This window comes from Nitrospirota bacterium (assembly GCA_023229435.1).
GTDB lineage: Bacteria > Nitrospirota > UBA9217 > UBA9217 > UBA9217 > JALNZF01.
Genome location: JALNZF010000029.1, coordinates 18,753 through 31,299, shown reverse-complemented (window position 1 = coordinate 31,299; position 12,547 = coordinate 18,753). Strand labels below are relative to the sequence as shown.

10 protein-coding genes are annotated in these 12,547 nt (G+C 52.7%); 1 reads left to right on the top strand and 9 read right to left on the bottom strand.

Annotation, left to right across the window (positions count from 1 at the left end; all coding sequences use genetic code 11):
* Window positions 1-772: 4Fe-4S binding protein (locus M0R70_14495; protein MCK9420578.1), on the top strand; the 772-nt coding region annotated here is incomplete at its 5' end.
* Between the two features lie 119 nt (window positions 773-891).
* Here M0R70_14495 and M0R70_14490 read toward each other — a convergent pair.
* The 9 genes from M0R70_14490 to M0R70_14450 all read right to left on the bottom strand — a co-directional run bounded on the left by M0R70_14490 (window position 892) and on the right by M0R70_14450 (window position 12,360).
* Complete coding sequence (locus tag M0R70_14490) at window positions 892-1,437, bottom strand: HPP family protein (protein MCK9420577.1); 546 nt, start codon at window positions 1,435-1,437, stop codon at window positions 892-894.
* A gap of 172 nt (window positions 1,438-1,609) precedes the next feature.
* Window positions 1,610-2,197, bottom strand: coding sequence for a CBS domain-containing protein (locus tag M0R70_14485; GenBank protein ID MCK9420576.1), 588 nt, complete (start codon window positions 2,195-2,197; stop codon window positions 1,610-1,612).
* Window positions 2,198-2,279: 82 nt separating this feature from the next.
* A complete protein-coding gene (locus M0R70_14480; protein MCK9420575.1) occupies window positions 2,280-3,176 on the bottom strand; it encodes a protoglobin domain-containing protein in 897 nt (298 codons plus the stop codon).
* Between the two features lie 52 nt (window positions 3,177-3,228).
* Window positions 3,229-4,065 (bottom strand): PAS domain S-box protein, encoded by an 837-nt coding sequence (locus M0R70_14475; protein MCK9420574.1) that lies wholly within the window; start codon window positions 4,063-4,065, stop codon window positions 3,229-3,231.
* 453 nt (window positions 4,066-4,518) lie between these two features.
* Window positions 4,519-6,993 (bottom strand): PAS domain S-box protein, encoded by a 2,475-nt coding sequence (locus tag M0R70_14470; GenBank protein ID MCK9420573.1) that lies wholly within the window; start codon window positions 6,991-6,993, stop codon window positions 4,519-4,521.
* A gap of 94 nt (window positions 6,994-7,087) precedes the next feature.
* A complete protein-coding gene (locus tag M0R70_14465; protein ID MCK9420572.1) occupies window positions 7,088-8,206 on the bottom strand; it encodes an ABC transporter permease in 1,119 nt (372 codons plus the stop codon).
* A gap of 158 nt (window positions 8,207-8,364) precedes the next feature.
* Entirely contained in the window at window positions 8,365-9,474 is a 1,110-nt protein-coding gene (locus M0R70_14460) for an ABC transporter permease (protein ID MCK9420571.1), read from the bottom strand.
* Window positions 9,475-9,576: 102 nt separating this feature from the next.
* Window positions 9,577-11,487 carry an ATP-binding cassette domain-containing protein gene (locus tag M0R70_14455; protein ID MCK9420570.1) on the bottom strand — a complete coding sequence of 637 codons (1,911 nt, stop codon included), beginning with the start codon at window positions 11,485-11,487 and terminating at the stop codon, window positions 9,577-9,579.
* Window positions 11,488-11,532: 45 nt separating this feature from the next.
* Window positions 11,533-12,360, bottom strand: coding sequence for an efflux RND transporter periplasmic adaptor subunit (locus M0R70_14450; protein MCK9420569.1), 828 nt, complete (start codon window positions 12,358-12,360; stop codon window positions 11,533-11,535).
* Window positions 12,361-12,547: the final 187 nt, after the last annotated feature.

Here is a 12,547-nt window from a genome sequence, read left to right as displayed (position 1 = left end):
TCTTAAAGCCGTCCTCCCCTGGCTCCTTTTTCTATCACTGTTCCCGCTCCTCGGATTCCTGACAGGACGGTTCTTCTGCGGCTGGCTCTGTCCCGAGGGCGCGCTCTTCGAGTTTGCGGACTTTCTGACGCTCAAGATCCTCGGCAGGAGAAGCCTGTATGGAAGATCGGTGAATGACCCAATTGTTCCGCTTAACAACAGGCTCCGCTATGGTATCCTTGCGCTCCTGAGCATCATCGTGATTCCCCTTCTGAACGGTATAATGCTTACCGGCTACCTTGTTGCCCCAAAAACCATTTGGAACCAGATCGTGACCTGGAATTTCACGTTCGGCGTCAAGGCCGGGATCATCGGCGTGGCGAGCTACATGCTGATCACCTCGATCCTTGTGCGCCACTTCCTCTGCAGGTTTGTTTGCGCGGCGGGGCTCATGCAGATGCTTTTCGGATGGATCAGCCCGGTATCACTCAGGCTCAGGATGGACACGGCGAGAATGTCAGCATGCACGGATTGCAAGGGCTGCGACCGCGCGTGTTTCATGAACGTGATCCCGAGAAAGAACAAGCGGGACATCTCATGCGTTAACTGCGGGGCCTGCATCCAGGCGTGCAATAAGGAACTGGGGGCGGGAAATGGTCTGTTCCATCTCGGATTTGGTCAGGAATGCGCGCTGCCTCAGGATAATTGCAAGAAGCCGGCGTCCACTGTATGTGCTGAGCAGTCAACTAATGCAAATGCACAAAATATTGTTACCTGTAGGGCAAGGCTTTAGCCTTGCTTTAAGCAACCCTGAAGGGTTGCCCTACAAATGATATAACAACAATTATTGCGTTTGTTATATTTTTCACGTGAGCCCGTCGAAGAGAAGGAAGGTTAATTCTTTTCTAATATTCACAACCAGTACTCCGGATATTTTCTGTTCTTTGAGAGGTTGTTCACGATCAGGGCGACGATCAGCAGAATAGCGGCTCCTGCTCCGGCAGGGACGAAGGCGTAGAGATACCCGAGACTATGGATCTTTGCGCCACCGATGACCGCGATCAGCGCAGTCGCGCCGCCGGGCGGGTGGAGCGTCTTCGTGGCGAGCATGGCGACGATGGCAAGAGAAACCGCCAGGGCCGCCGCGATCCAGATTGTCTCTCCGGCAAGTTGATAGCAGGCCACTCCCACGAGGCCTGATATGACATGGCCGCCAATGAGATTGCGCGGCTGGGCCAGGGGACTCTTGATCGCGCCATAGACCAGAACTGCCGAAGCGCCAAATGACCCGATGAGAAGCGTCATATCCCGGGGTTCGAAATACTTCGCGGAAAGATAACCACAGGTCCCGATCCCGATCATTGCGCCGAGCCAGGACCAGACGAGTTCCATTCCTGCGATCCCCGGAGGGCTCTTTGCCCCGCCTTTCATTTTTATAAGATATTCCGAAATGGTCATAATTATGTTCACTGTACAGGATACTATAGCAAACGCAATAATTATTGTTGTTATATCATTTGTAGGGCAACCCTTCAGGGTTGCTTAAAGCAAGGCTAAAGCCTTGCCCTACAGGCAACAATATTTTATGCGTTTGCATTAGATAGCAGATAACGTCACCCTCTCCTGACACTCAACCCTTCTTCCCTATCGCCCGCACAATGTCCGCGCGGGAAACAATGCCGAGAAGCTTCCCTTCATTATCAACGACCGGCATCCTCTTGATCCTCCGCTCGTCAAGGATTTTAGCCACCTCTACAACCCGGTCATTTTCCTTGCTGGTAACCGGAGGAAAGCTCATGACATCCTCGACCTTATTTCCACCGGAACGGGCGGGCACGGGTTCGCCGAGGATAGTGCGCAAAATGTCCTTGAACGTGTGTTCCTTCTTCATGCCCGCAAGCGTCAGAACGTCCGCCTCGCTGACGACGCCGATCACGCGGTTGTTGTCGTCGACAACGGGCATGCCGCTGATGCTGTTATCCGATAAAAGTCGCGCGGCCTCGTGCAAGTCGGCGTTTCTCTTAACGCTTACCACGGTCGTCGTCATAATGTCCTTCACCGGGACCTGTGAGGCGATCCGCTCCCGCGCATGCCGGAGGGCGATCTCATAGATTTTTTTGAGATCCTCCTCGGTGACATCCATATAAGCTTTCATCTCTTTGAGCGCCGCCCTCAGGTCGTCTTCCGAGGGAGGTGAACAGACATTTCGGGTATCCATAATTCTCCTCTCATGCAAGATGAGATCAGTTGATCATAGTATATCGTCAAAGGATAACAAAGGGTATGACGCAGGTCATACCTTATTTATCCTTACTCTCGGTTTTTACTACGAGCCAGTACACCAGACCGATGACCAGAATAGCCGCGATCAGATAGTAGATCGATTCGGGACGGTCATGCTTGAGTGTGGCGATCATCGTCTCCCGGATCATCGTTACAAGTGCCACGCCGATGAACACGCTGATATGGAATTTCCCTCCCTTAAGGTGGGATATCTCGGTGTTCATGAGCTCGATCAGCAGCCAAAGGATGAGCATGGACCCAAGGGCGGAGATGATGCCCCGCTCGAGATCGCCCGCGATAAGATGTCCCACGTCAATGACAAATAATCCGACCACGCCGAGCGTCAGGCCGATAAGCGCGAGAACAAGGATGAGGTTCATGGATTGAGAGAAGCGCTCCGCGAAAGCGATGAGAGAACTCTTTACCTTGTACGCCGGAGAATAGATCCGCAACTCTTCCTCGATATAGGCCGTTGTAATCACGTCCAGGCTGATGTCGAGGATCTTGCCCACGGAAATAATTTTGTTGGTCGCCTCGACCTTGTTCTCCTCGTTCTTCTGGATAATGCCTATACAGGCGTTCTTCACGAGATTCACTGCGCGGTTCATGTAGTGGGCGTCGACGTTATGTTTGACGTGCGTCAATCCGATGCGAATAAGTTTCTCGTAGAACCGGTTGTCGTACGTTCCTGAAAAAAGTTCACTGAACCAGACCTTCTGTGCGCTGAAAACGTGATTCTGCCTTGATTTTTCGGTAAAGAATTGGGCCGCGCCCCTGGTCCCCATGATCCAGAGGCCGAGCGTGCTCATGATCTCCTCTCCGTGTTCCTCCATAAGCGGCCGCATCTGCGCGAGTCGCTGCTCGTCTTCTTCCATGAACCGGTAATCGTGTTTGATGTCCCTGAATGATCTCATATCCCTCCCGCTTCCTCCCGGGCAAGAATGGTTCTCTCTTCTCGAAAAGCAATCATGTATGATCTTCTTTCATGGGATACTCCGGATACAGCTTCTTCATGCACTCGGGGCAGATGCTGTGGCTGAATTCCGCCAGCGAATGCTCACTGACATAGGCCTCCACCTGGGTCCAGTATCCCTTGTCATCACGCACCTTCTTGCAGGAAGCACAAATGGGGATAAACCCTCTCAAGGTCTTGACCTTCTCAAGGGCCTCCTGAAGTTGAACAACCAGCTTCTCCCGCTCCGCTTCCGCCTGCTTGCGCTCGGTGATGTCTCTTTGAACAGACATGAGAGAGGTGATTTTCCCCTCTCTGTCGCGCAAAGCGATAGCCCGGCAATCCATGACGCGGACACTCCCGTCCTTCAATACGGACTCGATCTCAACCCTGCATGAACCGAGCTCCATGAGAACGGGAAAATGCTTTTCGAATATTTTTTGAGATGATGGTGTGAGAAATTCGTTTATTCCATGGCCGATAAGTTCACGTTTGCGGTAGCCCGACCCGGAAACTGAAGCCTGATTTGTCTGGATGATCACGCCGTTCGTGTCCAGAATAAGGATAAAATCGGGCGAGACATCGAACAGGGACCTCAGCCTTTTCTCGCTGATGCGCGAAGTTTTGAGATGCATTGTCAGTATTACAAAGAGAACAGCGGTCAGCAACGCGGTAATTCCACCGACAATCAGATGCTCTTCGTGAAAATAGGGGATTTCGGGATGAAAAATAAGGTCGATCAGGGCGCCGAGATTGGCTATGAGCAAGATGACTGCCGCGGCAAATACAACTTTTGAACCAGATAGTTCTGGCCAAACAGTACTGAGATATTTGGCAACGGTAGGTGTCATTGTCTCACCTCACGGCGTGGAGCTGTTGAAAAGCGGAAATCTGGATTTCAAGGGAGGATGCAAGCGCTGCAACCTATAGCAAACGCAATAATTGTTGTTATATCATTTGTAGGGCAACCCTTCAGGGTTGCTTAAAGCAAGGCTAAAGCCTTGCCCTACAGGTAACAATATTTTATGCGTTTGTATTAGTATATCAGAAACAAGCTGCAATTGTGGAGACAGGGGGCGGGGTATCTTCAGACAGGATCTTCAGTACCGGCGTAACATCGCCTTTTCGAGCGCTGCATTGGAGGTCATGACCACCGCCCCCCATGGTATCGCAATGGTACCTCGCAATGAACGGCGCTACCCGGAACATTACCGCAAGCAGGGACAGAAAGACCGTCCCGCTGAATAGGCGACGACATGCCTGGCATCTTTCCGCATAGTGAGCGCACGTGATCGTGAACGATGTCAACCATTTTTTACTGCGGGGAGATATATGGAAAAGGTCGTCCCTTCTCCGACTTGAGACTCAACGGTCATAAGTCCGTCATGCCTTTTGATGATGGAATAACAGACTGCGAGACCGAGCCCCAGGCCCTTCTGGCTATACGTGTCCTTGGTTGAATAATAGGGGTCGAATATCTTCGCCAGGTTTTCAGCAGGTATGCCGGCGCCGGTATCCCGGATCGATATCTTCAAGTAGTCTCCTTCTCGAATCGGATAACTGTCTTGCGCTGAAATGCGCAAATTCTCCCCGCGAACCGTGAGCGCTCCGCCGTTCGGCATCGCCTCTTTTGCATTGATGATGAGATTATTAACGACCTGCTTCATCTGTCCCTCATCAATTGCAACGCGATACAGGTCATCCGGAAAATGAAACTCCGCTTTGATCTTTGAGTCTTTCAGCATGATGCTGATCGTATTCACCAGCAATTCCGACAGGGATATTATTTTTTTCAACGGATCTCCGCCGGTGGCGAAGGTGATCAGGCGCCTGCTGAGCTCACTGGCGATTCCGCAGACATTCTCCGCGTCATCAAGTCTGCCATAGGCCTTATCATCGGGCTGCATCGACATTTTTGTGACTGCGATGTTGCCGATGATCACGTTCAACAGGTTATTAAAATCATGGGCAATGCCTCCCGCAAGGAAGCCGATCGACTCGAGCATGTGGCCCTTCAGGCGCTCCTCCTCCGCTTTCTTTCTTTCGGTGAGGTCCACCATGATCGAGGCGTAGTTCGTTATTTTGTGCTCCTTGTCCCTGATCGCCACTGCGGTCAGTTCCACCGGTATCTTTCTCCCGTCTTTGGTGAGCCGAATTGATTCATATCCTGAAAAGAACTCCTGCTGATTCAAGATGTTCATGCAGTGCCCCAATTCCTGCTGGGCGATGTCCTGCGGGATGGCGTCTGTTATGGGCTTGCCGATGATTTCTTCAGCCCTGTATCCCAGCATCTGCTCGGCCCCGCGGTTCCAGACGATGGTGTTGCCCAGCTTGTCAATCGCGCATACCGCGTCGGGGAGATTTTGAATGATGGACGCGAGCAAGCGTTCATTCTCCTCCGCTTTTTTCCGTTCCGTAATCTCCTCGAAGATGTCCATGGAAGCCGTGATATTGCCGTCGGCATCATAGATCGGCGCCGTTGAAAGAGCGACATCGATCACGACCTCATCCCTCCTCAAGCGCTGCGTTTCTATTGATTTGAACGTCCGACCTTCGAATATTTTTCTGCGGTACTCCCGGAACTCCTTCTGTTTGTCATCGGGAATGAAGGGGAGTGGTCCGCCGAGCACCTCTTTTTCTGTCCAGCCAAAGACCTGTTCTGAGGCCGGATTCCACAAGATACACGATCCATCAGAATCCATGATCGTTATCGCCAGGGGTGATGCATTGATCAGCGCCTGGAGCCGGTGGTTGGTGCTCTGGAACTCTTTCTCGATCAGCTGGCGTTTCTTGATCTCATTGCTCGCTTGTTTGTACAGGATAATGCTGATGAGCCCGATAATGGCGCTCCCCAACATGATGATAAAGCCGATATTCCTGGATTTCAACCCGGATATTTGCAGGCTGACCAGTTCGAGATCGTGTAAATAGATGATCTCCCAGCCGGGAGAACTCATGATCGGGGCGCGATGGATTCGGTACCGGTTCCCCGCGGTATCAAAGGCGTTTTGCTCATCTGATCTTTCCATACCGGTCCATGCCGGAGACGCCTTTCCGAACTGCTGTGAAGCAGCGATATCGGACAGCGACTGTTGGGACGTTTTCCAGAGCATGTGATAAAGCCAGTCCGCATGGCTTGAAGCGAATATCACTCCATGAGGATCTACCATCACGACCGCCCCGTCATGCTTTCCGCCTATCTCTTTTTCAACCGCATCAATGGATGCTTTGACCACCACGATACCCGCGGGGACCGTTTGTCCTTTCGTATACATCGGATGGCTGAAATATACTCCCCGCTTTCCCGAAGTAACTCCCAAAGCCATATACACCGAGGGATCGCCTGCCATCGCCTGTTTAAAATAGGGGCGGAATGCGTAATTTTTCCCAACAAAGCTCTCGGTCGTATCGCGGTTGGAGGAAGCGATGGTCGTTCCGGAACGGTCGATCAGGTAACAAACATCAACGGCGAGGGCCTTTTGAAAATGATCGAGGACCGTATTTGCATCCCGAAGCGCGTCTGGACGGACCGTTTCAAGTGCCTTCCGCAGGTCCTTGATGCCTGACAGTGAATGAGTGATCTTTTTGTAGTCAGACAGGTAAAGGCTTATCCGGTTCGCGATCTCCGCTACCGCCGTATCGGCGTTTTTATAGTGCTCCAGGACGGAACTTTCCTTAAGCGAGGAATAGAAGAGGTATCCGCCTATTGATGCCGTCAGAAAAGCCAATAAAGCAAAGATTATGATGATGGTGCGTATTTTCAGTTGGCCCTTATCCATGTTCTTGATCACTCTCCTGAATGCCGAACCGGATACCCGGTTTTTTGAAATATATCATATTTTTGGGCTGAAATCCGGGTCCGGGCGGTTTTTTTTAACCAAGCCTTTTTCTGAACCGAAGCGAACTCAGGGTGAAGACGGCGGCGCCGAGCATGAACAGTGAAAGCATCTGCGGCCAGAGGATGCTGAATCCGTTCCCCTTCAGGAATATCCCGCGGATAATGACGAGGAAATACCGGAGGGGGTTGGCAAACGTAAGGTATTGGAAGATGACCGGCATGTTCTCGATGGGGAACATGAATCCCGACAAAAGGATCGCGGGCATAAAGAACAGGAAGGTGGCCATGAGCGCCTGCTGCTGCGTTTTCGCTACGGTTGAGACGAAAAGACCGATGCCGAGCACGGACAAAAGATAAATAGCGGTTGACAGGGGAAGAAGCCATAAGGGGCCATTGATGGGAATATTGAAGATCACCACTCCGAGGACCGTTATAAAGATCATGTCAAAAAAAGCGATCAGGGCAAACGGGATGGTCTTCCCCATTATCATTTCCACCGGCTTGAGCGGGGTAACCATGAGCTGTTCCATGGTCCCCATCTCCCGCTCGCGCACCACGGCCATGGACGTCAGCAGGAGCGAAGTCAGCATGATCACGATTGCGATGACGCCCGGCACGTTGTAGTTCTTGCTCTTCAGCTCGGGATTGTACCACGCTCTCTGCCGCACGTCGATCCGGGCCGGCGAGTGTGCGTCAGGGTCCGCACTGTCCTGAGCATATTTTTTGATGATCCTGCCTGCATAATCCACGGCAACCATGGTGGTGTTGGAATCCGTGCCGTCGGCGAGCACCTGGATGGAAGCGGGGATTTTCCTCTTCAGATCGGCGGAAAATCCACGATTGATCTGAAGGGCTATGGACACCGATGACCGGTCCAGCAATTCCCGGACCGCGCCGGGACTTGACGGCGTGGCCAGAACGGTGAAATAGCCCGAGGACGCAAACCGTCTTACGAGTTCCCTGCTTTCATATGAATTATCCAGGTCGATGACGGCGGTCGGGATATTGTTCACATCGGTCGTCACGGCAAACCCGAATACCAGCGTCTGGAGGACCGGCACCACAAAGATGATCGCCTTCATCCGCTTGTCCCGCAGGACCTGGATGAACTCTTTGATCACCATCTGTTTTATGCGCTCGAAACTTTTTTTCATTTTTTTTCGTTCTGCCCCCTGACCCCTGTACCCCGCACCCTGATGCTTTAACTTTGCACTCCGAACTGGTTCGACTCATGCTCACCATCATGAGCGACAGTCGAATGATCCCCACTCCGAACGACTCGGCTGAGCTCGTCGAAGTCTCCGAACTGTACTTACACCATCTTCTTCCTGAATTTTCTGTTCGCTGCCATGAAGACGATCACGCCAAAGAACAGGAGAAATATCGCGTCTACCACGAGGATCCTCACCGGGTTCCCTTTCAGAAAGATCCCCTTCAGCACCGTCACGAAGTAGCGTGCCGGGATCAGGCGGGATAACAGTTGAAGCGGCATCGGCATGTTGGAGATGGCGAACATGAAGCCCGACAGGAGGAACGCCGGAAGAAAGGTCGCCACCATCGCGATCTGGCTTGCGACGAGCTGGGATTTCGCAACGATGGAAATGACGATACCGAGCCCGAGAGCGCCAAATAGAAAAACGCTCGAGACCACGGCGAGTATGATAATATTGCCTTTCAGGGGGACCTCGAAAAGGAAAACGGCCATCACTACGGAAATGACCATATCGATGAACCCGATGAGGAAATACGGCGCCAGCTTTCCGAGGACCACCTCCGGCGGTTTCACCGGGGTCGCGATCAGCTGTTCCATGGTCCCTCGCTCCCATTCCCGCGCAAACGTAAGGGAGGTGAGGAGAGCGGCTATCACCATCATGATGACCGCTATCAGGCCGGGGATGATGAAGTTCCTCGATTTCAATTCCGGATTGTACCAGACCCGGACCTGGGGTTCAATAAGAGGCCTGGTCCGCCCGCCGGTCACTCGCTGACCGTAGACATCCATGAGCGCTGAAAGATACCCCAGGGAGATCGTCGCGGTATTGGAATCACTCCCGTCCACGATCACCTGGATTTGTGCGGTGCCGCCTGAAGAGATCGTTTTGGAAAAATCAACGGGTATCGAGACCGCGACCCGCGCCTTTCCCGTATCCAGATAGTCCTCGATCTCGCGCTGGACTTCAGCAGTACGGACGATCGAGAAGTAACCCGACGCCGTCAGTTCGGCCGTGAGTTCCCTGCTCATGCTGCTCCGGTCGGCATCATACACGATCGTCGTGAGATTGTTGACGTCAAGGGTGATGGCGTACCCGAAGATGAACAAAAGCAATATTGGCATGAGAAATGCCATGGCCAGGCTCAGAGGATCCCGCCGGATCTGGAGGATCTCTTTTTTTGCAATCGCTTTGACGCGAAGAAGTTTCATAGCGAACCCCGTTAAGTCAGAAGCCGGTAGTCAGAATTCAGAATGACCCTCATGGTTTTCTCCTGTCTCCTGACTCCGAACTCCGAACTCCCAACTCTTGACTCACGATGTCTCGATCAGCGTCACGAACACGTCTTCCAGCGAAGGCACGATCTTATCGACCCGTCGCACCGTGATGTTCTGCCCGCCTAATATTTTATAGATCAGCGGGACTGCCGTCTTTGAGTCCTCCACCGTTGCATGGAGCAGACTTCCGAAGACTGCGGTCTCGATCCCCTGTTGTTCAAGAAATTCCATGGCCTCGACAATGGATTCCGTCTCGATTTCAAGAACGTCCCGGATCATGTAGTTCCTCCGCAGCTCGTTCGGGGTCCCTTCCGCGATTATTTTGCCGCGATAGATGAGCGCCAGTCGGTCGCAGTAATCGGCCTCGTCCATATAGTGGGTTGTGACAAAGATGGTGGTCCCGGCCTTGGCCATCCGGTGGATCATGTTCCAGAAATTTCGGCGCGAGATCGGGTCAACGCCCGAGGTGGGCTCGTCAAGGAAGAGGATCGGCGGCTCATGCAGGATCGCGCATCCGAGAGCGAGCCGCTGTTTGTATCCGCCCGGCAAGGTCCGGGTGATCGTATTCCTTTTTTCGGTGAGACCAGCCATCTCGAGCGCCCATTCTTTGCGTATTTCTCTTTTCGATTCCGGAACGCTGTAGATGCCGCTGAAGAAATTGATGTTCTCTTCAACGGTCAGATCTTCGTAAAGCGAGAATTTCTGTGACATATAACCGATGTTCTGTTTGATCTCCTCGGACTGCGTGATAATATCGTGACCGCCGACGGTCCCGTTCCCTCCGGACGGCAGCAGCAGCCCGCAAAGCATTCGGATCGTTGTCGACTTTCCGGCGCCGTTCGGGCCCAGAAATCCGAAAATCTCCCCTTTTGCGACCTCGAGGTCAATGTGATCAACGGCCACAAAGTCGCCGAACGTGCGTGTGAGCCCTTCCACGTTGACGGCAGTCGCGGTATGTTTTTTTTCGATCTCACTCCGCATTCCGAACGACTCGACTGAGCTCGTCGAAGTCTCCGCACTGGACCGGCTTCTCTCCACCATCGAAATAAAAACATCCTCGAGTGACGGGAGGATCTCTCGATAATCCTTGACGTCGATATTCAATCGTTTCAGGTTGGCAATGATCTCGGCAGCCGGTACTTTTTTCTCAACCGATATATGCAGCCGGTCGCCATACAGGCTCACTCCGGTCACCCCGCCCAGATTTTTCACGAGTGCGACGGATGAGCGCGCGTTGTCCGACCATACTTCGATCATGGGCTGATGGAGAGAGCTTCTGATGTTCTTCGGCCCGTCTTCGATCAGGATGCGTCCGTGGTGCATAAGTCCGATCCTCGAGCATCGCTCCGCTTCATCAAGATAGGCGGTTGAGACGAGGATCGTCACCTCTTCCTTGAGAAGTTCGTACAGGATCTTCCAGAAGTCCCTGCGGGAGACCGGATCCACCCCGTTCGTAGGCTCGTCGAGAAAGAGCACTGCAGGCGTGTGAATGAGCGAGCAGGCAAGGCCGAGCTTCTGCTTCATGCCGCCTGAAAGCTTTCCCGCAAGCCGGTCCTTGAAGGGTGTAAGGTTGCTGAATCCGAGCAGACGCTCGATGCGCGGCGGGCGTTCTTTCTTCGGCACCTCGTAGAGATCAGCATAGAACAGGATGTTCTCCATGACCGTCAGGTCTTCATACAAACCGAACCGCTGGGACATGTAGCCGATCTTTTCCTTGATCAGTTCACCTTCGGTCAGGATCGAATGACCCGATACCCATGCGTCTCCCGATGTGGGATCCATGATCGCGGTCAGAAGCCGCATGGTTGTGCTCTTCCCCGCCCCATCCGGCCCCACGAGACCATACAGTTCGCCCTTATGAATGTTGAGATTGAGATCGTTGACGGCAATGTTTTCGCCAAACGACCTGGAAAGGTTGGATGTTTTGATCACGTTGACGCTGTTCACTCCTGATTCCTTAAACCTGAACTTTGAACATTTAACTCTGAACCCTTATTTCAAAAGTATCTTCACATCCGCAGGCATTCCCGGTTTCAGCTCGGCATTCACGTTCTTCACGCTCACCTTGACGCTAAAAACCAGTTTTACCCGTTCCTCCCTGGTCTGTACGTTCTTCGGAGTGAATTCCGCTTCCGACGAAATATAGGTAACCACCCCTTCATATCTCTTCCCGGGAAATGAATCAACCGTGACCTCCGCCTTCTGCCCGAGCTTCACAATTCCGAGCCTGTCTTCCTTCACGTAAACCTTGACCCACGGGTTTTCAAGATCACCAATGGTAAACACCATCGTACCTGTTCCGACCGTTTCTCCCTGCTCAATATTCTTCCTGAGCACAACGCCGTTGAGGGGCGCGTAAATGACCGAATCATTCAGTTTCACATCAGCGGTCGCGAGCGATGCACGGGACAGCTGGAGCTGCGATACCGCCACATCGTAGGCGGACTTTGCGGCATCCATCTGCTGCGACGCGATGACGCCGTCACGATGCAGTATCGTGAACCGTTCATGGTCCTTGCGCGCTTTTTCATACAGGGCTTCGGCGTTTTGCACCGAGGCCCTGCTTTGGGTGACCATGCTTTCAAATTCGGCGCTGTCGAGCGTCGCGAGCTTTTCGCCCCTGGTCACGGCCCTGCCCTCGTCCGTATACAGGCCCTGGACCCTGCCGGGGATCTTGAAACCCATATTGACCTCGGTCACCTCGACATTCCCCGATAACATCAATGTTCCCTGATCGCGGGAGTTCCCAAAACGAAGAGAGAGGGTCAAAGCAATGCCGGCGATCAGGACGATCCCGGCTATGATCAGTATTCTTTTCATGTGCGCGTCCCCCTTCTGGATAAATCAAGTTACATTATAGCAGGGAAATGCCTGATTGATAATCATAATCTTGGTCACCTCATGAACAGTCTTCCGACCTTAAAAGGAGCACGGATGGAGGCGCTAAATTAGGTTGACACTTGAAAATAATAACCACTATAATGTCATCACGAGCTGCAGAATACCT